This is a genomic window from Halobacillus sp. Marseille-Q1614, from assembly GCF_902809865.1.
In the GTDB taxonomy this organism is placed as follows: Bacteria; Bacillota; Bacilli; order Bacillales; family Halobacillaceae; genus Halobacillus_A.
Window position 1 is genome coordinate 630,065 of record NZ_CADDWH010000001.1, and the last position, 22,906, is coordinate 652,970.

At 42.5% G+C, this 22,906-nt stretch carries 26 protein-coding genes and 1 riboswitch; of the genes, 17 read left to right on the forward strand and 9 right to left on the reverse strand.

The features are described 5' to 3' along the window. The first annotated feature begins 41 nt into the window (after positions 1-41). Positions 42-239 (forward strand): hypothetical protein, encoded by a 198-nt coding sequence (locus tag HUS26_RS03075; RefSeq protein ID WP_173915763.1) that lies wholly within the window; start codon positions 42-44, stop codon positions 237-239. 84 nt (positions 240-323) lie between these two features. Further along, on the forward strand, positions 324-890 hold the full coding sequence (locus tag HUS26_RS03080; RefSeq protein ID WP_173915764.1) for a superoxide dismutase family protein: 567 nt from the start codon (positions 324-326) through the stop codon (positions 888-890). Between the two features lie 17 nt (positions 891-907). Here the strand turns inward: HUS26_RS03080 and HUS26_RS03085 are convergent, their stop codons facing one another. Together HUS26_RS03085 and HUS26_RS03090 are read right to left on the reverse strand one after the other, a co-directional pair. Then, positions 908-2,086, reverse strand: a complete 1,179-nt coding sequence (locus tag HUS26_RS03085) for a MalY/PatB family protein (protein ID WP_173915765.1) — start codon at positions 2,084-2,086, stop codon at positions 908-910. A gap of 183 nt (positions 2,087-2,269) precedes the next feature. Further along, complete coding sequence (locus HUS26_RS03090; RefSeq protein ID WP_254434129.1) at positions 2,270-2,626, reverse strand: helix-turn-helix domain-containing protein; 357 nt, start codon at positions 2,624-2,626, stop codon at positions 2,270-2,272. Positions 2,627-2,782: 156 nt separating this feature from the next. Between HUS26_RS03090 and yugI the strand changes: the two genes are divergently transcribed. Beyond that, complete coding sequence (yugI, locus tag HUS26_RS03095) at positions 2,783-3,169, forward strand: S1 domain-containing post-transcriptional regulator GSP13 (RefSeq protein WP_173915766.1); 387 nt, start codon at positions 2,783-2,785, stop codon at positions 3,167-3,169. Positions 3,170-3,226: 57 nt separating this feature from the next. Here yugI and HUS26_RS03100 read toward each other — a convergent pair whose 3' ends face one another. Then, entirely contained in the window at positions 3,227-3,469 is a 243-nt protein-coding gene (locus HUS26_RS03100; RefSeq protein WP_173915767.1) for a DUF378 domain-containing protein, read from the reverse strand. A 146-nt stretch (positions 3,470-3,615) separates the two neighbouring features. On the opposite strand from HUS26_RS03100, the gene HUS26_RS03105 reads away from it, so the two are divergent. The 3 genes from HUS26_RS03105 (at position 3,616) to HUS26_RS03115 (ending at position 6,908) form a co-directional block, all read left to right on the forward strand. Further along, positions 3,616-4,782 carry an iron-containing alcohol dehydrogenase gene (locus HUS26_RS03105; protein WP_173915768.1) on the forward strand — a complete coding sequence of 389 codons (1,167 nt, stop codon included), beginning with the start codon at positions 3,616-3,618 and terminating at the stop codon, positions 4,780-4,782. A 263-nt stretch (positions 4,783-5,045) separates the two neighbouring features. Next, positions 5,046-6,392 carry a glucose-6-phosphate isomerase gene (locus HUS26_RS03110; protein ID WP_173915769.1) on the forward strand — a complete coding sequence of 449 codons (1,347 nt, stop codon included), beginning with the start codon at positions 5,046-5,048 and terminating at the stop codon, positions 6,390-6,392. Between the two features lie 96 nt (positions 6,393-6,488). Then, positions 6,489-6,908, forward strand: a complete 420-nt coding sequence (locus HUS26_RS03115; protein ID WP_173915770.1) for a YugN-like family protein — start codon at positions 6,489-6,491, stop codon at positions 6,906-6,908. On the opposite strand, the gene HUS26_RS03120 is transcribed toward HUS26_RS03115, so the two are convergent. Continuing rightward, entirely contained in the window at positions 6,888-7,886 is a 999-nt protein-coding gene (locus HUS26_RS03120) for a TrkA family potassium uptake protein (protein ID WP_173915771.1), read from the reverse strand. The genes HUS26_RS03115 and HUS26_RS03120 overlap by 21 nt on opposite strands. Positions 7,887-8,043: 157 nt before the next feature. Further along, positions 8,044-8,598, reverse strand: coding sequence for a thioredoxin family protein (locus HUS26_RS03125; RefSeq protein ID WP_173915772.1), 555 nt, complete (start codon positions 8,596-8,598; stop codon positions 8,044-8,046). 119 nt (positions 8,599-8,717) lie between these two features. Between HUS26_RS03125 and HUS26_RS03130 the strand changes: the two genes are divergently transcribed. Both HUS26_RS03130 and HUS26_RS03135 read left to right on the forward strand, forming a co-directional pair. Then, on the forward strand, positions 8,718-9,776 hold the full coding sequence (locus HUS26_RS03130; RefSeq protein WP_173915773.1) for a M20/M25/M40 family metallo-hydrolase: 1,059 nt from the start codon (positions 8,718-8,720) through the stop codon (positions 9,774-9,776). A 231-nt stretch (positions 9,777-10,007) separates the two neighbouring features. Then, positions 10,008-10,151: riboswitch (FMN riboswitch) on the forward strand. Between the two features lie 149 nt (positions 10,152-10,300). Continuing rightward, the gene (locus HUS26_RS03135) at positions 10,301-10,891 is read left to right on the forward strand and encodes an ECF transporter S component (RefSeq protein WP_371809531.1); all 591 of its coding nucleotides are present in this window, start codon (positions 10,301-10,303) and stop codon (positions 10,889-10,891) included. 52 nt (positions 10,892-10,943) lie between these two features. Here HUS26_RS03135 and HUS26_RS03140 read toward each other — a convergent pair whose 3' ends face one another. The 4 genes from HUS26_RS03140 to HUS26_RS03155 all read right to left on the reverse strand — a co-directional run bounded on the left by HUS26_RS03140 (position 10,944) and on the right by HUS26_RS03155 (position 13,376). Next, complete coding sequence (locus tag HUS26_RS03140) at positions 10,944-11,432, reverse strand: TspO/MBR family protein (RefSeq protein WP_173918725.1); 489 nt, start codon at positions 11,430-11,432, stop codon at positions 10,944-10,946. Between the two features lie 9 nt (positions 11,433-11,441). Then, entirely contained in the window at positions 11,442-11,813 is a 372-nt protein-coding gene (locus HUS26_RS03145) for a hypothetical protein (protein WP_173915774.1), read from the reverse strand. 22 nt (positions 11,814-11,835) lie between these two features. Beyond that, the gene (locus tag HUS26_RS03150) at positions 11,836-12,231 is read right to left on the reverse strand and encodes a hotdog fold thioesterase (protein WP_173915775.1); all 396 of its coding nucleotides are present in this window, start codon (positions 12,229-12,231) and stop codon (positions 11,836-11,838) included. Positions 12,232-12,434: 203 nt separating this feature from the next. After that, positions 12,435-13,376, reverse strand: coding sequence for a 1,4-dihydroxy-2-naphthoate polyprenyltransferase (locus HUS26_RS03155; RefSeq protein ID WP_173915776.1), 942 nt, complete (start codon positions 13,374-13,376; stop codon positions 12,435-12,437). Between the two features lie 215 nt (positions 13,377-13,591). Here HUS26_RS03155 and HUS26_RS03160 point away from each other — a divergent pair, with 215 nt between their 5' ends. From HUS26_RS03160 to ytkD, 9 genes are all read left to right on the forward strand, one after another. Next, positions 13,592-14,983 carry an isochorismate synthase MenF gene (locus HUS26_RS03160; RefSeq protein ID WP_173915777.1) on the forward strand — a complete coding sequence of 464 codons (1,392 nt, stop codon included), beginning with the start codon at positions 13,592-13,594 and terminating at the stop codon, positions 14,981-14,983. Then, a complete protein-coding gene (gene menD / locus HUS26_RS03165) occupies positions 14,983-16,713 on the forward strand; it encodes a 2-succinyl-5-enolpyruvyl-6-hydroxy-3-cyclohexene-1-carboxylic-acid synthase (RefSeq protein ID WP_173915778.1) in 1,731 nt (576 codons plus the stop codon). The genes HUS26_RS03160 and menD overlap by 1 nt, the downstream gene beginning before the upstream one ends. A 5-nt stretch (positions 16,714-16,718) precedes the next feature. Next, positions 16,719-17,519 (forward strand): 2-succinyl-6-hydroxy-2,4-cyclohexadiene-1-carboxylate synthase, encoded by an 801-nt coding sequence (gene menH, locus HUS26_RS03170; RefSeq protein ID WP_173915779.1) that lies wholly within the window; start codon positions 16,719-16,721, stop codon positions 17,517-17,519. Between the two features lie 36 nt (positions 17,520-17,555). Next, positions 17,556-18,374, forward strand: coding sequence for a 1,4-dihydroxy-2-naphthoyl-CoA synthase (gene menB / locus HUS26_RS03175; protein WP_173915780.1), 819 nt, complete (start codon positions 17,556-17,558; stop codon positions 18,372-18,374). A 109-nt stretch (positions 18,375-18,483) separates the two neighbouring features. Further along, complete coding sequence (locus HUS26_RS03180) at positions 18,484-19,947, forward strand: o-succinylbenzoate--CoA ligase (RefSeq protein WP_173915781.1); 1,464 nt, start codon at positions 18,484-18,486, stop codon at positions 19,945-19,947. Between the two features lies 1 nt (position 19,948). Beyond that, positions 19,949-21,043, forward strand: a complete 1,095-nt coding sequence (gene menC, locus HUS26_RS03185) for an o-succinylbenzoate synthase (protein ID WP_173915782.1) — start codon at positions 19,949-19,951, stop codon at positions 21,041-21,043. Between the two features lie 79 nt (positions 21,044-21,122). Next, the gene (locus HUS26_RS03190) at positions 21,123-21,878 is read left to right on the forward strand and encodes a hypothetical protein (RefSeq protein ID WP_173915783.1); all 756 of its coding nucleotides are present in this window, start codon (positions 21,123-21,125) and stop codon (positions 21,876-21,878) included. Between the two features lie 61 nt (positions 21,879-21,939). Beyond that, positions 21,940-22,275, forward strand: a complete 336-nt coding sequence (locus HUS26_RS03195; protein WP_173915784.1) for a hydrolase — start codon at positions 21,940-21,942, stop codon at positions 22,273-22,275. Positions 22,276-22,420: 145 nt separating this feature from the next. Beyond that, positions 22,421-22,891, forward strand: coding sequence for an RNA deprotection pyrophosphohydrolase (gene ytkD / locus HUS26_RS03200; protein ID WP_173915785.1), 471 nt, complete (start codon positions 22,421-22,423; stop codon positions 22,889-22,891). Positions 22,892-22,906 lie beyond the last annotated feature (15 nt).

Genomic DNA, 22,906 nt, shown 5'->3' on the forward strand with positions numbered 1-22,906 from the left:
TGTTATAATATGGAGAGTGTACAGAAAGGGAGTGATGCCTCATGATGGAATTCCTGTATTTCCCTGAAGATAAAAGTGAATATATACCTGCCGTCATCATGCTCAGTATATTTATTATTGGTGCCGCCATAACTATGTATTTTATTATAAAGCATTCACGTAAAGAGGAGCAGAAGTCAGAAAGCCAAACGAAGGCTCAGGTGCCAAATGGCGAAAAGGAAACAAGTCAGAGAGGATAGCTCTTTTGGCTTGTTTTTTGCTTATAAAAGCTGGAATTTAAGGAGAAACTATCTGTAGGACTCGTCAGGAAAGGACGTTATGAGATGAAACTATGGATAGTTTTTGTTGTATGTGCTGGTTTTCTTATTGGATGCAGCGGCGATAAAAGGTCTCCGCTTGAATCCCCGATATATAACGTAGACGGCGATCGTATAGGGACGGTCACATTAACTGAAGAAGCCCAAGGAGTAGGAGTTAAAATCAAAGCAGAGGGTCTAGAGCCGGGACCGCATGCTGTCCACTTCCATGAGCGCCCGGAATGTAACGGGCCGGATTTTCAAAGCGCTGGGAACCATTTTAACCCGAAAAAAGCTGATCACGGACTTATGAATGAAAAAGGAGCCCATACAGGAGACCTGCCGAACGTAGAAGCTGATGAAAGTGGAAAAACTGATGTTGAGCTGACACTGTCAGAGGCTACGCTTAGAGACGGGCAGACATCCCTTCTGCGTGATAAGGGCACATCCTTTGTTATACACAGCCGGCAGGATGATGGAATGACTCAGCCGGCAGGGGATTCCGGCGAGCGAATTGCATGCGCGGAAATTACCGTAAAAGCTAATGAAGATCCCACAACCGATCCAACAGAAGCTGATAAAAATAAAGAATAAAAAACCACCGTCATGCTCTACTGACGGTGGTTTTTTACAGCTTGGATAATGCGGTCGACTCCGTCCTGGACAATTTTTGGCGGAGCGGCTACGTTTATTCTCATAAAGCCCTGGCCTTCTTCTCCAAAGGATTCGCCATCGTTTAAGCCTATTTTCGCTTTTTTCTGCATAAACGATTTAAGCTCCTTATGCGACAGGTTTAACTTGCGGAAGTCAAGCCAGATCAGGTATGTTCCTTCCGCATGAATGACACGGATTTCATCGATTTCATTATGAATTCTTTCGGTTACATAATCGCGGTTTTTCTCAAGAGTCTTTAATAATTCTTCTAACCATTCTTCTCCGTCACGATAAGCAGCTTCCATCGCGGTTAAACCTAAAGTATTTAACATAAACATTCCTTGCTTATCAAACTGGGCTTTAATCTGCTTCCTTTTTTCTTCATCAGCCGTTACGAGATAAGAAGCTTGAAGACCGGCTAAATTAAAAGTTTTTGTAGGGGAGAGGCAGGTGATTGCCGACTGATTAACCTCTTCGCTCAGCGAAGCAATAGGAATATGCGTATTTGGCTTAAAGACTAAATCCGCATGTATTTCATCAGAGACAATCGTCACTTCATGACGAAGGCAGATCTCACTCAATTTGATAAGCTCATCCCGTTTCCATACTCTTCCTATAGGGTTGTGCGGATTGCAGAGAATAAAAATTTTGACATCATGTTCAACAATTTTATTTTCAAAATCAGAAAAATCAATGCTGTACTCTTCATTTTGATAAATTAAGGGATTTGTGACCAGCTTACGATCATGTTGTTTGATTACTGAATAAAACGGTGGGTAAACAGGTGTTTGAATAATAACAGAATCCGAAGGCTGCGTCAGTGACTGAATGATCATATGAAGGCTGGGAATAACACCAGGGCTGTAAGTAATCCAGTCTTTTTCCATTTCCCAGTCGTGCCTTTTATACAGCCAGGAGGTGATGGTTTCTTTCACTTGATCATCAGGCATGGTGTACCCGAAGATTCCGTGTTTCACTCTTTCTTCTAGGGCCTCAATGACAGGCTCAGGTACCTGAAAGTCCATATCTGCCACCCACATCGGCAGGACGTCGTCACTTTGATAAAGTTCTGCAGCGTAATCCCATTTTACAGAACGGGTTCCTTTTCTGGAGGTTATCTCAGTAAAACGGCTCACTATAATCACTCCTATTATTTTTAAACTAGCTTCATCATAACTAAAAATAGGCTGCGATGATACTGATGAGATTTTGGGCAAAAAAAAAGCAAAGCTAGTTAAGCTTTGCTTACACAGGGGGAATACGAGAAAGTCTTACGTTAATCAATATATCCAAAAATCTAGTAAGTTAAACCTCTTATTTTATTTTTTTCCCTGTTTTAATTCATAAAGTAGATTAATTGCTTTTAAAATATCTTCTTCTGTGAAATCTAGTGTTTTTCTAAGCAGCAGCTTTGCTCGTTTCGTTCCGGACTTCTGAATCAGTTCCAGAAGTTCTTTGTCCGGTTTCTGGGTCTCCTCTGACTCCATCAGTTCAGAAGCTGGGATGTCTAATACGGTAGAAATTTTTAAAATAGTATCTAACTCAGGTATTCGTTCATTACGTTCATAACTTTCAAGAACTTGCACACCTATCCGTGATTTAAAAGATAGTTCTTCTTTAGTGAAACCTTTTAATTCCCTATACTTTTTAATGTTTTCCCCAATGGACATTTCCATCCACTCCTCCCATACCCTTATTATAGCACGCGATTCCCAAAAAGAGGTAAATGAATCACTGCTAAAAATATTGTTTTTTGCTTAAATAGAAAAGTTATGATAAAATCAATAATTGCGTGAAAAGAAACGAATAATTTATATCAGGAGTTGTATAGCATGTCAGATAAGTTTCAAGAAGGTCAAGTTTTAGAAGGAAAAGTAACTGGGATTCAGCCATATGGTGCTTTCGTTGCACTGGATGAAAAAGTACAAGGTCTTGTTCACATTTCTGAAGTAACACACGGATATGTAAAGGATATTAACGAACACCTTACAGAAGGTGACGAAGTTCAAGTTAAAATTCTAAACATCGATGAGCAAAGCAATAAATACTCTCTTTCCATTCGTGCGACTCAAGAAGCACCTAAGCAGGAGCAGCGTCGTCCGCGTAAACAGGCGCCAAAGCAGCAGCAGGAGGAAGCTTCTGCAGGGTTCAACACCCTTAAAGACAAGCTGGAAGACTGGATTAAACAATCCGATGATCGTGAAAAATTCCGCAAATAAGCAAGAGAAAACCCGTCTCGTTTAGAGTCGGGTTTTTTTATGTTAATAGCCGGAAGACTATTGGTTTTGTGGAGCTTCCCGTGTAGCATCTGTAGTTTCAGCTGCACGTGAAAAATAAATGGATATGGTGATAAGTCCACTAATTCCAACGAGCGTATAAATCACACGAGCAAAAGCTCCACTTTGTTCACCGCCGCCAAATAAGCCGGCTACAAGGTCGTATTGAAACAATCCAATAAGTCCCCAGTTTATCGCTCCGATAATAACTAGCAAAAGTGCTACTCTTTGAATCCAACTCATGATTTTGTATCCTCCTTTCAGTCATAATGTTTCTAGGTTGAGCGTTTTAGAGCAATTTTATACATAGTGCATTTCTTTTGAGAAACGGAGGTAAGTCAGGGATAATGGGAAGTGTATCGTTATTATTGGAGAGGAGAATATAGAACATGGATACATTTATGTTTCACAATCCAACAAAATTAATTTTTGGTAAAGATCAGGTAGAACAGTTGCCTGAACAGCTGCCTAAAGATACAAAAAAAGTCCTTCTCGTATATGGAGGAGGAAGCATTAAAAAGAACGGAATATATGATCAAGTCCTAAAACAGTTAGAGTCAGCCGATGTAAAAGTGCATGAGCTTGCAGGTGTTGAACCTAACCCACGCTTGACTACAGTAAGAAAAGGCGTTGATATTTGTAAAAAAGAAGGAATTGACTTTCTTCTTGCTGTAGGCGGCGGAAGTGTAATCGACTGTACGAAAACGATCGCTGCCGGTGCAAAATATGACGGAGATGCGTGGGATCTTGTAACACGCCAGGCAACTCCGGATGGTGCACTCCCCTTTGGTACAGTTCTCACGCTGGCTGCTACCGGTTCTGAAATGAACGGAGGCGCCGTAATTACAAACTGGGAAACGAATGAAAAGTATGGCTGGGGTTATGCTCCATACACTTACCCAATGTTCTCCCTTCTGGATCCGCAAAACACGATGACAGTACCAAAGGATCAGACGATTTATGGCATTGTGGACATGATGAGTCACTTATTCGAACAGTATTTCCATAATGACACTAAATCTCCCGTACAGGATGAAATGATCGAAGGAGTTTTACGCACAGTGATTAAAACAGCTCCTAAATTGCTTGATAACCTTGAATCATATGAGCATCGTGAAACCATTTTGTATTCAGGCACGCTAGCCTTAAATGGTATGCTCCAAATGGGATACCGCGGCGACTGGGCCACTCACAATATTGAACACGCGGTTTCCGCTGTATACGATATCCCACATGCAGGAGGACTGGCAATCCTTTTCCCTAACTGGATGAAACACAACTTAGATGTAAATGTTCAGCGGTTCGCTCAATTAGCTGTTAATGTCTTCGGCGTTGATAATAAAAATTCTACCGAGCGTGAAACGGCAGAAAAAGGAATCGAAGAACTTCGCAGCTTCTGGACATCAATCGGTGCTCCGGAAACACTTGCTGACTACGATATTGATGATGAAAAGTTTGATGTTATCGTCAATCGCGCGATGAAACGTGGTAAATTTGGTAACTTTACAAAATTAGATGAGCAGGACGTGAAAGAAATCCTGGAAATGTCCAAATAATGGATAACAAATGACGCAGGGAAATTTACCCTGCGTTTTTCATGTTTGAGCAACGAAGGGGTATGGAGTAACTTTTAAATAATAGTGCTAATAAGAGAGGGGCTTCTCTCTTTTTTTGGTAAAAAAGCAGCATTGAAACTAAACAGTGCTTATTTTATAAATGAATACGCTTACAATTATAACGTTACTTGATTTGAACTTCCCGTTTCGATAAAGTTAAATTGATTATATAAAAAATATACTTATAACGTGGAGGGAATTTAATGACACATGTTCGTTTTGATTACGATAAGGCGCTGCCTTTTTTTGAAGAACATGAACTAGAGTACATGCAGGGTGCAGTAGAACTGGCCCATGAAGCAATTCATCAAAAAACAGGACCAGGTAACGACTTTCTAGGATGGCTGGATCTTCCGGAAGACTATGATCGGGAAGAATTTGACCGCATTCAGAAATCTGCGGCTAAAATAAAAGAAGATTCAGATGTCCTGTTAGTTGTTGGAATCGGCGGCTCTTATCTTGGGGCTCGCGCAGCCATTGATATGCTGAACCACAGCTTTTATAATGTGCTCTCCAAAGAGCAGCGTAAGACTCCTCAAGTCTTTTTCGTCGGAAACAGTATCAGTGCTCCATATTTAAATGACTTATTCGATGTACTTGAAGGCAAAGATGTTTCTGTGAATGTCATCTCAAAGAGTGGGACTACGACAGAGCCAGCTATTGCTTTCCGTGCTTTCCGTAAATTCTTAGAAGAGAAGTATGGAAAAGAAGAGGCTAAGAAGCGAATTTATGCAACGACCGATAAATCAAAAGGAGCTCTTAAAACGCTTGCCGATGAACAGGGCTATGAATCATTTGTTGTACCTGATGATGTAGGGGGCCGCTACTCTGTATTAACTGCCGTTGGTCTGCTGCCGATCGCTGTAAGCGGAGTGGACATTGAGGAAATGATGCAAGGTGCTCAAGCTGCCAGAACAGAGCTGAGCTCTGAGAAAATTTCGGAAAACCCTGCCTATCAATATGCAGCTGTCCGTAATGTTCTTTACAACAAGGGCAAAACAATCGAAATGTTAATCAACTACGAACCCTCTCTTCAGTATTTTTCGGAGTGGTGGAAACAATTGTTTGGGGAAAGTGAAGGAAAAGACCAAAAAGGTATCTATCCTTCCTCTGCGAACTTCTCTACAGACCTTCACTCTTTAGGTCAATATGTACAGGATGGCCGTCGTGACCTGTTCGAGACAATTCTTCATGTTGAAGAACCGAAATCAGATTACACGATTGAAGAAGAAGAGCAGAACCTCGACGGGCTTAATTACCTGGCAGGACAAACAGTTGATTATGTAAATGAAAAAGCTTATCAGGGAACAATGCTTGCTCACACAGACGGGCAGGTTCCAAACTTGATTGTCCACGTACCTAAACTAGACGCTTATACGTTTGGCTATCTGGCGTATTTCTTTGAAAAAGCATGTGCCATAAGCGGCTATCTCCTTGGAGTTAATCCTTTTGATCAGCCGGGAGTTGAAGCTTATAAGAAAAATATGTTTGCACTGCTTGGCAAACCAGGTTTCGAAAAAGAAAAAGAAGAGCTGGAAAAACGCCTGTAAGGGTTAGAGAAGCACCTTGCATCCATTAATTGGATGAGCAAGGTGCTTTTTTTTGGACAAAATAAAGTAACAGATTTATTGAAGAGGGGTGATTAAATGTATGCATTAGAATCAATACTCACAGGTGAACCTTACTCGTTTAGTACATTAGAACAGGAGCTTACACCGCTTGGGTTCAAATTAGCGGATAACTGGGATTACGATCACGGTTATTTTGATTGTCAGCTGGCAAACGAAGAAGGCTATCATTTCTTAAGGATTCCTTTTACCGCAGTAAGCGGAGACTTGGATTCTCCTACTTCTTCACCTATCGTACGAGTCGGAGAGCCTTTTCTGCTCACGCATCTTTACCAGGATGGAATCGATGATCATGTTCGTGAAGGTAACTTCCGCGCCATGATTGATCAATTCCAGGAACCTAAAGATAAAGATGCCAAAGTGCCTGAAAAATTCATTCCACAAGGCCGGGAGTTATTACAGGAAGTTGAAAGCCGATTAAGTTCTAATCGGGATTAATACGATAAACGTTTCAACGTCTTCTAAGGGAGTCGAACTGTTTATATGGAAAGAGGGTTTCTGATTTTTGCGGTAACCAATCAGGAACTCTCCTTTGCTGAAATAAAGATCAACCGCCTCTCCCATCTTTTCTTTTCTTAAAGAGGGAGGGACAGGCTCTTCGTGGAATTGCCGCTCTGTTAATAAGTCTAATAACAGCTGAAAAGGCTCCACAGGGGCTGTGTGAAACAATTCATGGTAGAGCAGGCTGCTCATAAAGTCATTGGAACGGATAATCGTATCCGCGCCTGCACGCTCAGCATTAATTCTCTGCTGGTTAGTAAGTACTTCTGCAATTATAAATAGATCCTGGTGATGTCCTTTTAAAGAAACGATCTGGTGGATAACCGATTGGTCAGCTTCCCGCTCTGTTTTTGACTGATCGGCCGTTATAATTGCTTTTTTGGCTTGAGAAACGTTTGCCTTTTCTAACGTTTCTTCCATCGTAGGATCGCCATGTATGAAATGAACGTGAGTATGGTTCTCGTAAAGTTTGTTCATCGTGCGATCGATGAGTACGATATAATCGTTACATTTATTATTTTCCATCATTTCAATGAGCTGGCGAGTTCTTTCATTCCAGCCAACGAGAATAATGTGATTCATTCCTTTAAAATGAACTTTTCCCTTGGATAAATCCTGTTCATGCTTAACGGTAGCTGCCGACAAAGTAGCCATATAAAAAGTGACAAGCCCTCCTCCGGTTAAGATAAGAAAGATCGCCATAATTTTGCCGGGCGCACTTAGAGGAACATAATCACCGTAGCCCACGGTGGCTCCCGTAACAAACGCCCACCAAACCCCATCAAAAAAGGTAGGGAAATTCACAGGCTCAATTAAATGAATCATCATACCGAAGAAGATCATCATTACGAGCACGGTGGCAAGCAGCCTTAAAAATAAAGGAAGCTGAAAATATAATCGTATCCATTGCTGCATAATTGCTGTCCCCTCTTTTTTTTACTAAGTATGGCTGTTTGGGGATGATTTCAAACATGATGCCGCGGGGCTGGAGTGGTATTTTCCATAAATTACCCAGTAATAAAACATAAGGGTTACAAAAAAAGCATCCTATAAGATAGATAGGACGCTATTATTAATTAGTCAACGCTTCTTTAAGGTCTTGGTAAACGAAAGCGCGGAAATCTTCATTGTCTCGAAAGGCTTTTGTAATAAACTGGTACATTTCTTCCTGCTTATTTTTAAAGTCTTCATTATTTTCACTTGGAAGATGGGAGGAAGCTTCATCGAGAAATTTCTGGACCTCAGGTGCCCGCGGACCCCAGTTTAAATATTCATTTCCGTCCTGATCAATAACTATAATTTTAGGGATGGATCGTGAAGTTCCATTCGTTAAATATTGGTCCATTAATTCTAAGTTTTTATCTCTCTGCAGGAAGTGTGTATTGATCCTTGCTTTTTCTGCAAGTCTTAAGAAGATAGGAATATTAAGCATCGCATCTCCGCACCAGTCTTCTGTTAAGATGATCGCTCGTAAGTTTTTACTTCTAAGCAAACCAAATAAAGGTTCATCCTCTGTCGGCACTTTAAAATGTTCATAAATATATATAAAGCTTTCTTTATTTTTGCTCATTGAATCTACATATTCCTGGGCTGTAACCCCTTTTAAAAACCAGTCGTTCAATTCCATAAAAGAAAACCTCCTCGTCATTACATACTCTTTTACGTACCCTATTTGATAAAACATTAAGCACATTTTTTATTGCTTTTAAAATGGTATAATTTAGATGAACCAAGGAGGGATTACATATGGATCAAACAGAAAAGGATTTTTTATTTGAATTATTGAGAACACCATCTCCTTCAAGCCTGGAGATGAACATTCAGAAGAAATGGATAAAAGAAATGGAACCATATGCTGATAAGATACAAACTGACAATGCAGGGAACGCAATTGCCGTGTTGAACCCTGATGCGAAGTTTAAAGTCCTGCTGGCAGGTCATTGTGATGAAATAGCTTTAGTCATAAACAGAATTGACGATCGAGGATTCCTTCATTTCGAAAAGATGGGCGGGATTAATCCTAAGGCTGCTGTAGGAATGAAAGTGACCGTTCTTGGGGAAAGCAAAACGCTCGATGGAGTTATTGGAGTGAATGCTCAGCACCACGGAGGACTAAAAGGTGACTTTGGCTTAGAAGACTTATTTATTGACTGTGGGTCAAATTCGAAGGAAGAAATCAGCCAGTTTGTAAGCATTGGCGATTTGGCGGTTTATAAGCGTGAACCAGAGCTGCTAATGGACCGTTTTATAACGGGTAGAGGCCTGGATAACCGTACAGGGCAGTTTATCGTCGGAGAGGTAATCAAAAGGTTATCTAAAAAAGAATTGAAAGTAGGCGTATATGCGGCAAGTACCGTTAATGAAGAAACAAACATGGGCGGTGCTTATTTTGCAGCGGCTGGTGTAGAGCCGGCAATGGCGGTTGCTTGTGACGTCACATTTGCGACAGACTATCCTGGAGTAAATACGTACAAGTATGGTGATGTTAAGCTGGAAGGCGGGCCAGTATTAGCGAAAGGCGCCCCGATTAATAGAAAAATCAATCAGCTGCTCTTATCTAGTGCCAAGTCTCTCAACTTAGAAGTTCAGTATGAATTAACATCGCGGGCAACTGGAACGGACGCTGATCGAATGAGGCTTACCGGAAAAGGAGTTCCTGTCAGCCTTGTATCCTTGCCTTTAAGGTACATGCACTCACCGGTAGAAACAGCAAGCCTACAGGATATCGATCAGGAAATTGATCTTTTAGTCCATATGATCGAAAATTTAACAGGAACGGAAAGTTTAAACCCGCTCGATGATTAATGATGAACTAAGGAAAGTACCTGCTATGTGAGCGGGTGCTTTTTTTGCTTATTGGATCAGGGAAGGGATTTTCAGAGAGGGATGAACGCCTTCATATGGGAGGTAAGCGCCGGAAAGACGGTCTAAACGATGAAAAAATCCAAATCCAGCAGCTCTTCAGTAACCTCCAGTAAATTATACTTGCGCAATTCCCGTATTATATATAGAATTAATCTACAATCATATATCGATTCAAATCTTCGGGGCAGGGTGAAATTCCCGACCGGCGGTAATAAGCGAACGCTTTAAGTCCGTGACCCGTTAAGGATATTCCTTGCGGTGGATCTGGTGCAATTCCGGGGCCGACAGTTACAGTCTGGATGGGAGAAGATGTCGAGCAGTTAAGATAGTATTCAACTATCTTTATTTGACTATGGACAATGACGCCCCTGAAGCTTTTATAGCTTTAGGGGCTTATTTTGTGCATAGAGCTCACCTTCATCTGGGATGCGAATCGATATAAAAAGATGAAGGGGGCACACAAAGTGTATTTTAATCAAGAATCAAAGTTATTAAAACTTGTACTAATGGCGTTGTTTGGGACTATTTCTATGCTTTTAATGTTTCTCAATTTTCCGCTTCCAATGCTGCCGCCGTATCTAAAAGTTGATTTCAGTGAGCTGCCGGCATTGATAGCTGCGCTGATGTTTACCCCGGCTGCAGGAATTGTAGTGGAAGCTCTTAAAAATCTGCTGTACCTGATTTATACAGGAGCGGCTGATCCAGTTGGGGTTGCAGCTAACTTTTCAGCAGGAGCACTCTTTGTTGTACCTGCTGCTATGATTTATCACAAGTTTAAGAGCACGAAAAGTTTAATAGCTGGACTTGTTACAGGGGCTGCCGTTATGGCGGTTGGCATGAGTATTCTTAATTACTTCGTCATTCTTCCTGCTTACGCCTGGTTTATGGGATGGGAGACAATGAGCGCACAGGTAAAGTGGGGCACAATTTTAGTTGGAATTCTTCCGTTTAATTTGCTTAAAGGTATTATTGCAGGATCACTGTTCATTCCTGTTTTTATTAAATTAAAACCTTGGTTTCAACAGAAGGTGTGGCAGAGGTCATCGGCTGCCTAAGAAAAGAGCTGTCCGGCTCGGCTGGACAGCTCTTTTTTGATTGCCTTTTTGATTAGTAAAACATCGTTTCTGCTGGATTCATTCGATAGATGGTAAAAGCTAAGAAGGTGGCGAAACTGCTCCATAAAATGTAAGGTACGAGCAAAAGACTGCAAAGCTTACTGACCTTCCACAAAAGAACGGATAACATAACAGAAGTGATCGAGACAAAAATACAGTCAATAAAAGCGAGCAGCAGGTCCTTTTGTTCAAACTGGAAAAAGCTGAACAGCTGATTGAGCAAATAATTCAGGATGAAAACTGTTATTAGAGAATTGGGCAGGCTGGAAAAGCTAATTTTCCAGACCGCAAAAGTTATTGAAAAAGCGATAAAGGTGAAAAGAATCATCCAAATGATTCCGATCGTACCGCCAGACGGGGTCCAAGCTGGTTTATCTAACTGGTTATACCAGTTTTCATCGATTGGAAAAAGAAAGCCTGCAAGGGAAAATGCTCCATAAATAAGAAGAAACACAGTAACAGCCTTAGGGACCTTTTTTATCATAAGATATTAAGACTGCTCTTCTGTTTCGTCTACATTGATTCGGGCAGTAGGCATAACCTCCAGTCTTTCTAGTGGAATTGGTTCTCCTGAGACCACGCTTTTGCCATAAGTCCCGTCTTCAATTCTTTGGAGAGCATCATTAATGTCAATTAATTTTTCCCTTGTCTGTTCATGTAACGTTTGTTCCTTTGCACGTTCATGCTGGAACGTTCCTAAATCGCCCGGATGGTCAGAGACGCTGGATAATTCCCCTTCATAGTCACTGGAAGAGTCCTCGTCAGCCTTCTCCTTCTGATATTTTTCTAAATCCTCTTCGGTTTCCTCTTTCATTTCTTCTAGTTTCTTCTTGAAATCTTGAATCTGCTTTTCTGATAACATATTTAAAACTCCTTTCCTGTCGTTAGGAGTTCTTCAGGGCTACTACTCCAATCGTACACCTGGAGGCTGAGATAAGATTATCTTCTTCATCGGTAATTGCAATTTCCCAGACCATCGTTGTTTTACCTAAATGAAGCGGTGTTGCTTTACCATAAACCTTGCCTCCCCGGACGCTTTTAACATGGTTAGCATTTATTTCAATCCCAAAGACTTGTTGTTTATCACTGTCTATATTTAAAAAAGCTCCGATGCTTGCGGCTGATTCTGCCAAAGCTGCGGAAGCACCTCCATGTAAAAAGCCCATCGGCTGATGCGTCCTTTTATCGACAGGCATACTCAGAGTCACCTCTGAAGGAGTCGCCTTAACAACTTCCATTCCTAACGATTCCATAAGTGTATTGTTCATTGAGATTTTCATGTGATCGCTCCTTTAATAATTCCCTTATGTATACAAATCAAACCTCCCCCTTTTTCCTCGTAATGGGTAGGGGAGCAGCGAGACTCCTGCTTAAAAAACGGACGATCCGAGACCCCGCAGAGTGGGTTTCTCAAGGAGGTTTGGACGATCGTCCGCTAAAAAGCGAGGTGATTCCCGCCCCATTAGTCCCCTTTTAAGTAGTGCTAGAGAGGTATAATTAACTGTAGCAGCAGGGAAATACCAAGCATCAGGCCGTATATAGTGTTTGTTTGGGCAGTCGCCTTCATCGCCGGCATCATTTCTAAAGGCTGGCTTTTCCCCATAAATCCTTTAACTGCCTGGTTTGCTTTTTTCAAACTTAGCAAAGTTATGAAGGACCAGACAGGCAGGCTGCCAATCAAGATATAGATTATTGTAAGAATGTAGGCTACTGCAAAAATAATAGTGAGAAAACGAATAGCCCCCTGGTGGCCGAACAGGATTGCAAGTGTTCTGCGACCATTCTCTGCATCGCCGACTCGGTCGCGGATATTGTTGGCAAGCAAGATCGCCCCTATGAAGATAGCGACTGGCAGGGAAATGAGAAGCACTGTCCAGTTAAGGCTTAACGTCTGGATAAAATAACTGATGCCAATAATAATCGGACCCATAAAAAAGCCGGCAGTTACTTCGCCAAATGGAGTATAGGCGATCGGGTAAGGTCCACCTGTATATAAGTACCCAAACAGCATGGATACCAGCCCGATAACGGCGATCCACCAGCTTGAAGAAGCACAGATGTAAAAGCCTAAAATGGCAGCAGTTACAAGACAGCCGTTGGCTAAAAGAAGCACGGTGCGCGGGCTTATTCCATCCCTTACAATCGCCCCTCCAATTCCAACTGAATTTTCGTTATCCAGTCCTTTGACATAATCGTAATATTCATTGAACATATTAGTAGCTATTTGTATAAGTATGGATGCTAGTAACATGGCCAAGAACAGCCCAAAATGGAATGTACCATCAAGGGCAGCTAATACAGATCCTATAAAAACAGGTACAAAAGCAGCGGTCAGGGTATGAGGACGCATTAATCTCCACCATACTTGAAAACCGTCCCGTTCATTCAAGGAAGCTTTCATATTTTGGTTAGGAACCGAGCTCATGGAGTTCATCTCCCTTGTAGTAATATAATATCAATTTAAGTTTAGGGAAAGGGTCCCCAAGTGTCAATCCTTGTAAGAATATGCTGGAAATAGTGAGGATTCCTTGAGTCCTGGACTGAAAGAGAATAAAATAGAAGAGGGTCTGCTTTTTTAAAGAGAATGATAATAGACCGATTAAATGAGAGCGTCCCTGGTTAGGGATGGGAGGAATCTTAATGCTTCATGTAAAAATACCTCAGATTGATGCAATCGTAGAGGAAGCAATAAACCGGGCGGCTCTAGAGGGAGAGCCGCAAATGATAAGTTATGTAGAACAAATCGATACAGCGGACAGCATCGCTTTCTTGGACAGAGCTAAGCAGGTCTCATCGCACCGTTTATATTGGAGAAGTGCAGATGAAGAATTTGTTTTAGCTGGTGCTGGTTCTGCAAAACGTGTCTATTCCGGAGACCAACATCGATTTAATGAAATTGAAGCGATGTGGACAGCCTTGCAGCAGAAGGCTCACGTTTACGATATGTTTAGTGAGAAGGGGACCGGTTTAGTAGCAATAGGCGGGTTCAGCTTCGATTCGAAGGAGGAAAAAGCTTTCCCGTGGGAGGCTTTCCCGGATAGTCAGATGACCATTCCCATGTATTTGCTTACTAACAAAGGGGACAGTTCCTTCTTAACAACAAACCTTTTGATTTTCAAAGAGGATCATAAACAGCAGATCCTTCATCAGATCAAGAGTGACAAGAACCATCTTCTACACGGAGAACGTACGGAGGTCCGCCTGCCGGTATGTACAAATACAAGCGAGATTCAGCCTGAAGAATGGAAGGACAGTGTAAAAAAAGCTACAGAAGATATAAAAAATGGCGAGCTGGAAAAAGTGGTCCTTGCTCGTGAGCTTCGTGTGGCGTTTAAAGAAGACGTTCAGCTGGCAGCCGTCATCGAGAAGCTGGCAGCTACTCAGCCAAACAGCTACATTTTTACAGTGGAAAGCGATGGTGAACATTTTATCGGCGCCACGCCTGAGCGGTTAGCGAAAGTAGATAATCAGCAGCTTGTATCCACTTGCCTGGCGGGTACAACCCCCCGCGGCAAAAATGATGAGGAAGACAAAAAGCTGGGACAGGCCCTGCTTGATGATCCTAAAAATTGCCAGGAGCACGAATTCGTCGTTCAAATGATCCGGCAGGCTGTGGAAGCGTGCTGTTACAATATCGATATTCCAGAGAAGCCGGTCCTTTATCCTTTGCGTAACCTTCAGCACTTATATACACCGGTTACCGCAACGCTAGAAGAGGGTTATACTTTATTGGATGTCGTCTCAAGGCTTCACCCAACACCGGCTCTCGGCGGAATGCCGCAGAAAAAATCGGTCGAATATATCCGCAATCATGAAGTGCTGAATCGCGGCTGGTATGCAGGACCGGTCGGCTGGTTTGATGGGCGCAATAATGGAGAGTTTGCCGTAGCTATTCGGTCAGCACTTATTCAAAAAGATGAAGCCTCATTATTTGCAGGGTGCGGAGTAGTAGAAGATTCTGACCCTGAAACAGAATACGATGAAACAGGGGTTAAATTAAAACCTATGCTGTCCGTCTTAGGGGGATACTGATGGAGCATGTACTAGACCTTTCGAGATATATCACACATTTTGCCGACCAGTTTGTAAGATCGGGGTTGGAGGATGCCGTCATTTCTCCGGGCTCACGTTCAACACCGTTGGCTTTGGCATTTCGTGAACATGAAGACATGAACACTTGGATTAATTTAGATGAAAGATCTGCTGCTTTTTTTGCTCTAGGATTGGCAAAAGCGAAGCAAAAACCGGTCATTTTAGTTTGCACTTCCGGTACAGCAGCAGCCAATTACTACCCTGCTATAGTGGAAGCATACTATAGCAGGGTTCCTTTGGTTGTTTTAACGGCAGACCGTCCACACGAGCTTCGGGACGTAGGAGCCTCGCAGGCTATTGAACAGCTGAACATGTATGGATCTTACGTGAAATGGTTCCATGATCTTGCGTTACCGGATCAAACCATGCTTTTTTATGCCCGTAAGCAGGCGGCGCGTGCTGTACAGGAGAGTACTTCCGGTCAGCAGGGGCCCGTTCATATCAATGTTCCGCTGCGTGAGCCGCTAGTCCCTGATTTTTCATTGGATGGACTTTGGAGTGAAGGTGCCCCATCACTTTCTGAACCGTTAAGTGGAGAAACAAAGTTAACAGAAGAACAAGTAAGAACCTTTAAAGAATTGCTTTTAAGCGATCAAAAAGGATTAATCGTATGCGGACCGCAAACGGATGCTGAATTAGCAGACTCACTGACCAACTTTGCTTCTAAAGCTGGCGTTCCTGTTTTTGCCGACCCTCTCTCCCGGTTAAGGACTGGGAAGCACGATAAACGAAATATCATTGAAAATTATGACGCCTTATTAAAAGGTGAGGAGATTAAGCATCAATTGCGTCCTGATTACATTATTCGTTTTGGGGCGATGCCTGTTTCTAAAGCTTATTTAAAATGGATTCAGCTGCATTCTTCTTCGATCAGCCATTATGTAGTGGATGAGCACAGCAGTTACCGCGAACCCGCTGGAGTATCGACTCAGTTCATCTGGTCCAATCCCCGTGTTTTTAGTGTTCAATTAGCAGGTAAGCTTGAAGAGGGCAGCAAGGAAAATGATTGGCTGAATACATGGCAGGAATTAAACATCCTCGCCAAAGAAGAGATGCTCCGAGAACCGTCAGAAGAGCTGAATGAAGGACACGCTGTAGTTTATTTGTCGGAAGCCATACCGGATGAATCGATTTTATTTATCGGCAACAGCATGCCGATTCGTGATGTAGACAGCTTTTTCATGTCTACTCCAAAGTCGGTCGAGCTGATGGCTAACCGCGGGGCTAATGGCATTGACGGCGTCGTTTCTTCGGCGATTGGAGCTGCTGCCAGCGGGAAGCCGGCGACATTATTAATAGGCGACGTTTCTTTTTTTCATGATATAAATGGATTGTTAGCTGCTAAACAACAGGACATTGACCTTACAATAGTAGTGATTAACAACGATGGCGGGGGAATCTTCTCCTATCTTCCAAAAGTAGGGGAGAGCGAACACTTTGAAGAGCTTTTTGGCACTCCGCTTGGTATTGATTTTAAACGGATAGTGGAAACCTACGGCGGAAATTTTCAAAGAGTAGCTAGCTGGGAAGATTATAAGAAAGCCTTATCCATCAGCTATAAAGAAAAAGGGCTTCAAGTGATTGAAGTTGTGACAAGCCGAACGACCCATGTAGAGTTTCATAAAGATCGCTGGAGAAATATCGAAGAGGCTGTTCGTTTAAGAAGGTGAAAAAGATGTATGTAAAAGTCCAAGATAAAAAGTATTGGGTTGAAGATTTCGGCGGGGAAGGCATACCTTTGCTTTTTCTACATGGATTTACGGGCAGTGGGGATACCTTTGACGAATCCATCTCTTTATTCACTGAAGATTGGCGGATGATCAAACTGGATATGCCAGGCCACCGGAAAACAGGCGAGATCGGATCAATAAGTATGGAACAATTTTGTGATGATCTGGCACTGATACTTAATGAATTGAATGTACCGAAAGTCTGCCTGATCGGTTATTCAATGGGAGGGCGTGCTGCTCTCTCTTTTACTTTCTTATATCCTGAACTTGTAGAAAAACTCGTTTTAGAGAGCTCTTCACCAGGGCTGTCTGTAACTGAGGAACAGATGGCCCGGCAGGCAAAGGATCAGACACTTATCGACATGCTTCATAAGGATGGACTGAAAAGCTTTGTAAACCTCTGGGAAAACCTCCCCCTTTTTCATACGCAAAAGTCCCTGCCAGAAGAGGTACAGGACCGGGTAAGAACCGAACGGCTGAGCCACACGGCCGCAGGTCTGGCTCAATCGCTGGCGGGTATGGGGACAGGCAGGCAGCCTTCCTGGTGGGATAAGCTTCCCGAGCTGTCAGTAGATGTTCTGCTTATCACGGGATGTGAGGATGAGAAGTTCCTAAGGATCAATGAAGAGATGGAAAAGTTAACCCTGAAAGTTCGCGTTTATAAAATCCGTGAAGCCGGGCACGCTGTACATGTAGAGAAGCCAGAGATTTTCGCTGAAATTGTAGAAGAATTCATGTTACAATAAACATTGTGTAATAAAGCACGTTGGGAGGAAAAGGTAATGAAGTATAATTGGGTTTCAGAACGTACGTATGATGACATTTTGTACGAAACTTTTGAAGGAATTGCAAGAATTACAATAAACAGACCAGAAGTAAGGAATGCTTTTCGTCCGCAGACGGTTCAGGAATTAATTGACGCATTTGCTTATGCGCGTGACGATTCCAAAATCGGTGTAATCGTACTAGCAGGGGCTGGAGACGCTGCTTTCTGCTCAGGTGGAGACCAGAGCGTACGAGGCCACGGCGGCTATGTAGGCGACGATAAGATTCCTCGTTTAAACGTATTGGACCTACAGCGTCTGATTCGTGTTATTCCTAAGCCGGTTGTAGCAGAAGTTTCCGGCTACGCGATTGGCGGAGGTCATGTACTACATATTGTTTGTGACTTAACCATCGCAGCGGACAACGCGATCTTCGGGCAGACAGGACCGAAAGTAGGGAGCTTTGATGCCGGTTACGGTGCCGGGCTGCTTGCTCGTATCGTAGGTCATAAGAAAGCCAGGGAGATCTGGTACTTATGCCGCCAGTACAATGCTCAGGAAGCTCTGGATATGGGACTGGTAAACACAGTCGTACCTCTTGAACAACTTGAAGATGAGGTTGTGCAGTGGGGCCGTGAGATGCTTGAGAAATCTCCAACTGCTCTTCGTTTCTTAAAAGCTTCCTTCAATGCGGATACAGATGGTTTAGCCGGGCTGCAGCAGATGGGCGGAGACGCTACACTGTTATACTATACAACGGATGAAGCGAAAGAAGGCCGTGATTCCTTTAAAGAAAAACGCAAGCCTAATTTCGATCAGTTCCCAAGATTCCCTTAATAAGCTAGCAATACTATTATTCAAGGTATTGTTATGCCACAGCGTACAAAAAGGACTGCCCTTTAGGGTTAGTCCTTTTTATTAGAGAACATTTAAAGGTGGGACAATCATGGAGATTCCTCATTGGCTTGAGAAACAGGCAGATTTGCAGCCTGGTAGGCCTGCAATTGAATTAGAAGATGGATCCGTACTTACCTTTCTTGAATTAAGAAATCAAAGCAGGAAGACCGCTTACGGTTTAATTGAATGCGGAGTTAAAAAAGGGGACCACATTGCGATACTGGCCGCCAATCATGTGCAGTATGCGGTACTTGTGCATGCCGTCAGCTACATTGGAGCAGTCGCTGTCTGTTTAAATACGCGGTTAACAGTCAATGATCTCATGTTTCAAGTGAATGATGCGGACGTGAGTCATCTTGCAGCGGATCACGATCAGATGGAAAAAGCTAATCAGATTAAAGATGGCATACAGGATCCTCTTACTCTCTATTCCCTGGAGGATATGCCTCAAAGTGATAAAACTTATCCGCTTCACGAATTTTTAAAATTAGATGATGTATTTACGATGATGTTTACCTCTGGTACCACAGGCCGTCCGAAAGCCGTGATGCACACGTACGGCAACCACTGGTTCAGCGCAATTGGATCTTCGTTAAACCTCGGACTGCATTCAAATGACAAGTGGCTAGTCTGCCTTCCTGTCTTTCACGTTGGCGGCTTTTCTTTAATTATGAAAAATATGATTTATGGGATGCCCATCGTGCTTCTTAAAGGGTTTGATCAGGAAAAAGTGATCGATCAGATATTAAATAAAGGGGTTACTTTAATTTCCATAGTCACCGTAATGCTTCAAAGGCTGTTAAGCAGTAACCTCAAAGAATTCCCCCCACATTTCAGAGGCGCGCTGCTTGGTGGGGGCCCAGTGCCTGTACCGCTCCTTGAAGAAGCCAAAGAAAGAAGGCTTCCTGTTTTTCAGTCCTTCGGAATGACGGAGACAAGTTCACAGATCTCTACATTAAGCCCGGATGACGCCTTTAGAAAAATTGGCTCGGCTGGAAAAGCACTAGGCACGGCCAGCTTAAAGATTATGACTAAAGGAAGAGAAGTACCGGCAGATCAGGTCGGTGAAATTTTTGTGAAAGGTCCGATGGTTACTCGAGGTTATTATAATCATCCTCTAGTATCGTCTGATTATCTGGCTACAGGAGACTTAGGCTACCTGGATGATGACGGTTTTTTATATGTCGTCGACCGCGTGAAGGATATGATTATATCAGGCGGGGAAAATATATATCCGGCAGAAATAGAAAGCGTGCTGCAGGGAATGACTCAAGTGTTAGAGGTCGCCGTTACCGGCCTGCCACATGAGAAGTGGGGAGAAGCACCCGCCGCCTTTATCGTCCTGAAGCCAGGAGTAAGTCTTACTTCCAAAGAAGTGCTGGATTTCTGTAAAGACAAGCTAGCCAGCTACAAGTTCCCTCGAGCAGTCTACTTTATTGATGAACTGCCGAGAAATGCATCTAACAAATTAGTAAGAAGAAAACTCCCTGAATATATACAGGAGAGGGATTAATATGAATATCAAAGAAGTAAGGCTTATCCAGGTTGAAATGCCGTTAAAAAAGCCGTTTGTTACACATCAGGGGACTCTGGAAAAACGGCCGGTTATCGTAGTCGAAGCAAAAGATCATATTGGATTAAGCGGCTGGGGAGAAGTTACGGCTTTTCCTTCTCCTTTTTACACTTCCGAAACGATCCAGACGGCGAGGCATGTTCTAAGTAATTTTTTAATTCCAGCAGTAAAAGGTTTAAAAAAGCCAGAGCAGTTTCATAAAGCCGTGTCTTTTGTAAAAGGACATCCGATGGCAAAAGCCGGCCTTGAAGGAGCGCTTTGGGACTTAGCTGCCAAGCAGCAAAATGTAAGTTTAAGCTGTCTGGTTGGAGGAGTGAAAGAAGAAGTGGAAGCAGGGGCTGTGATCAGCTTGAGCAGCTATACAGCGGAAGAAATTGATTCCTTATTAGATGAGGGGTACACCCGTTTTAAGCTGAAAGTTGAAAAAGGCAAGGAAAGAGAAATGATTTTATCTGTCCGGGAGACGCATCCAGATCTTCCTCTTATGATCGATGCCAACGGGATGTATGAGGAAGAGAATTTGGAAGAAGTCGTGAAACTTGATGACCTCGGTCTGTTAATGATTGAACAGCCCTTTCCATCAGGAGACTTTTATTTGCATCAGCAGGCTCAGAAGCAAATGAAGACACCTCTCTGCTTAGATGAATCTATCCAAAGCTATGAAGATGCAAAACAGGCCATCGCCCTTGGAAGCTGCCGGATTATGAATATTAAGATCAGCCGGATTGGCGGCTTGTCTGCTGCCATTCACGTTCATGATCTATGCCAATCCCATAACATTCCAGTCTGGTGCGGCGGTATGGTCGAAACAGGCATATCGAAAGCTCACAACCTTGCGCTCGCCTCGCTGCCTAACTTCCAATATCCTGGCGACCTGTCCGGTTCGCTGCGTTATTTTGAGAAAGATATTATTAATCCTTACTTTGAAGTAAATAACGGAATGATGCAGGTCCCTCATGGAAAAGGGATAGGTGTTTCTATAAATAAAGAAGTGTTACGCAGCTTCACAAAGCAGGAAGATCGCTTTACGTTATAAGGCAGCCCTTTTTGACAATTTCGAGCTTGAATCATACACTTAAAAACAGAAGATTTGAATGACGGGCAGAGGTGACATAATGGTTTCATTAACAAGGGATGAAGAAGTTTTTCTAAGTGAGAATTTTAAATATTTTTTAGACTCAACACCATCTGAAGATATATTAGGTGTGGTTAAAGGAGAGGTTTTGCAGAACAAAAAAGGAGTTCAGGAAACCCTCGATGAGATTCATGCGTATATGGAGTCCGAGTTCTTTTTAACGACGGCATCTGTTTTATCTAAACGCTATGCGAACTTTATCGCTACGATTCCGTTGGCTTCGATGACACTTTTTAATAAGTTCCCTAATATGAACCTCGACAATGTGGAACTTATAAGAGTGGATGAGAAGAAAAAGTGGCTGCCGCGTCTGCACCTGCTGTCTAAAGTGGTGACTCAGCCGGTTGACCAAACGCGGGAGCAGTGGATGAGAGAAGAGCTGGACCATCTATTTAAAGAAATTGTGCGTCCAGTATTTCTGCATATCAATCACTTGACCCGCCTATCCATGGACGTCATGTGGGAAAATATTTCTGTTTATATGTTTCGGCTGTATGAAAGGCAGTTGGCCGAATGGTATTCAGCGGAAGAAACAGAACGGATGAAGCAGGATTTCTACTATATCGTCAGAGATCTGCCGGGTGAAACGTTTGGGACGAGTCATAATCCTTTTACCTACTTTCTGGAACAGCCCAAATTGGAAACAGGAGCAAGACAGAGGAAATGCTGCTGTTTATCACACAGGCTCCATACAGACAGTGATTACTGCAAGGTTTGTCCAAAGAGATTTAAATGATGGAAAAGCCGTAATAAAACCTTCTTTGTTTGTAAAACCTACAGCTAAGGAGGTTTTTTTTATGAGTAAGAAACCATATTATGTGAATATCGGAACGAAAGAAATATCAATCAACCATGATGGAAATAATGATGATTTTATTATTTATGCAGATGAATACGATCTGCTGCTGCTGAGAGAGATATTTGATGAGATTGACAATGCGGACACCCGCTCGTTCTATCGTGCTCATATTCCTTTTCAACCGTATCATCAGGATATGGATAATGATGAATATGATGATGGCATGAAAGGCGCTTTTCGAATGATCTACGAACTTGGCGATGAAAAAACGAAAAATCATATTACTGAAATGGGTGTTTTGGAAGATTTAAAAAACGAAGAGCCGCTTCAATAAGGAAGCGGCTTTCCTTATAATTAAGCCTCATTTAATAAATTACGGCTTTTTCAGGAGTTTTTATTACTCTTCGCTTATGATACGATTTAAAATAGAGGAAAGTATTAAAAATACATAACTTCGTATTAAAGGCAGATGATCTTACGTGAAGACTTTTTATGATTTTTATCGAAACCAAGTAAAACTATCCTTTGAGGACCATCCGTTTTCAACGGCTCCAAAGCATGTATGGGTTATTTGCCGATTTCAAGATCAATGGCTGTTAACTAAGCATAAAGATAGAGGTCTGGAATTCCCGGGAGGCAAAGTGGAAAAAGGCGAAACAGCAGAGCAGGCAGCACTAAGAGAAGTTTTCGAGGAAACGGGTGCCTACGTAGATAAATTAAACTACATCGGGCAATATTACGTATCCGGTAAAGGCGGGACGATTATTAAAAATGTCTATTACGCCTATATCGAAAAGCTGGAAGATCAGCCTCATTATTATGAAACAGAGGGACCGGTATTGTTAAGCCGGCTGCCGGACAGCCTGAAAGAAAATAAACTGTACAGCTTTATGATGAAGGATGAAGTACTCCCTCAATGTTTAAAAATAATAGAAGAGAAGTACTTATAAAAGAAATAAGCCGTG

Coding starts and splice junctions, on each gene's coding strand:
- menC (WP_173915782.1), top strand. CDS start 19,949: ATGAATATCAAAGAAGTAAGGCTTATCCAGGTTGAAATGCCGTTAAAA.
- HUS26_RS03100 (WP_173915767.1), bottom strand. CDS start 3,469: ATGAGTTGGATTCAAAGAGTAGCACTTTTGCTAGTTATTATCGGAGCG.
- HUS26_RS03190 (WP_173915783.1), top strand. CDS start 21,123: ATGGTTTCATTAACAAGGGATGAAGAAGTTTTTCTAAGTGAGAATTTT.
- HUS26_RS03155 (WP_173915776.1), bottom strand. CDS start 13,376: ATGAGCTCGGTTCCTAACCAAAATATGAAAGCTTCCTTGAATGAACGG.
- HUS26_RS03160 (WP_173915777.1), top strand. CDS start 13,592: ATGCTTCATGTAAAAATACCTCAGATTGATGCAATCGTAGAGGAAGCA.
- HUS26_RS03105 (WP_173915768.1), top strand. CDS start 3,616: ATGGATACATTTATGTTTCACAATCCAACAAAATTAATTTTTGGTAAA.
- HUS26_RS03115 (WP_173915770.1), top strand. CDS start 6,489: ATGTATGCATTAGAATCAATACTCACAGGTGAACCTTACTCGTTTAGT.
- HUS26_RS03130 (WP_173915773.1), top strand. CDS start 8,718: ATGGATCAAACAGAAAAGGATTTTTTATTTGAATTATTGAGAACACCA.
- HUS26_RS03120 (WP_173915771.1), bottom strand. CDS start 7,886: ATGCAGCAATGGATACGATTATATTTTCAGCTTCCTTTATTTTTAAGG.
- HUS26_RS03110 (WP_173915769.1), top strand. CDS start 5,046: ATGACACATGTTCGTTTTGATTACGATAAGGCGCTGCCTTTTTTTGAA.
- menD (WP_173915778.1), top strand. CDS start 14,983: ATGGAGCATGTACTAGACCTTTCGAGATATATCACACATTTTGCCGAC.
- HUS26_RS03195 (WP_173915784.1), top strand. CDS start 21,940: ATGAGTAAGAAACCATATTATGTGAATATCGGAACGAAAGAAATATCA.
- HUS26_RS03125 (WP_173915772.1), bottom strand. CDS start 8,598: ATGGAATTGAACGACTGGTTTTTAAAAGGGGTTACAGCCCAGGAATAT.
- HUS26_RS03180 (WP_173915781.1), top strand. CDS start 18,484: ATGGAGATTCCTCATTGGCTTGAGAAACAGGCAGATTTGCAGCCTGGT.
- HUS26_RS03080 (WP_173915764.1), top strand. CDS start 324: ATGAAACTATGGATAGTTTTTGTTGTATGTGCTGGTTTTCTTATTGGA.
- menH (WP_173915779.1), top strand. CDS start 16,719: ATGTATGTAAAAGTCCAAGATAAAAAGTATTGGGTTGAAGATTTCGGC.
- HUS26_RS03145 (WP_173915774.1), bottom strand. CDS start 11,813: ATGTTATCAGAAAAGCAGATTCAAGATTTCAAGAAGAAACTAGAAGAA.
- HUS26_RS03150 (WP_173915775.1), bottom strand. CDS start 12,231: ATGAAAATCTCAATGAACAATACACTTATGGAATCGTTAGGAATGGAA.
- HUS26_RS03075 (WP_173915763.1), top strand. CDS start 42: ATGATGGAATTCCTGTATTTCCCTGAAGATAAAAGTGAATATATACCT.
- menB (WP_173915780.1), top strand. CDS start 17,556: ATGAAGTATAATTGGGTTTCAGAACGTACGTATGATGACATTTTGTAC.
- HUS26_RS03090 (WP_254434129.1), bottom strand. CDS start 2,626: ATGGAAATGTCCATTGGGGAAAACATTAAAAAGTATAGGGAATTAAAA.
- yugI (WP_173915766.1), top strand. CDS start 2,783: ATGTCAGATAAGTTTCAAGAAGGTCAAGTTTTAGAAGGAAAAGTAACT.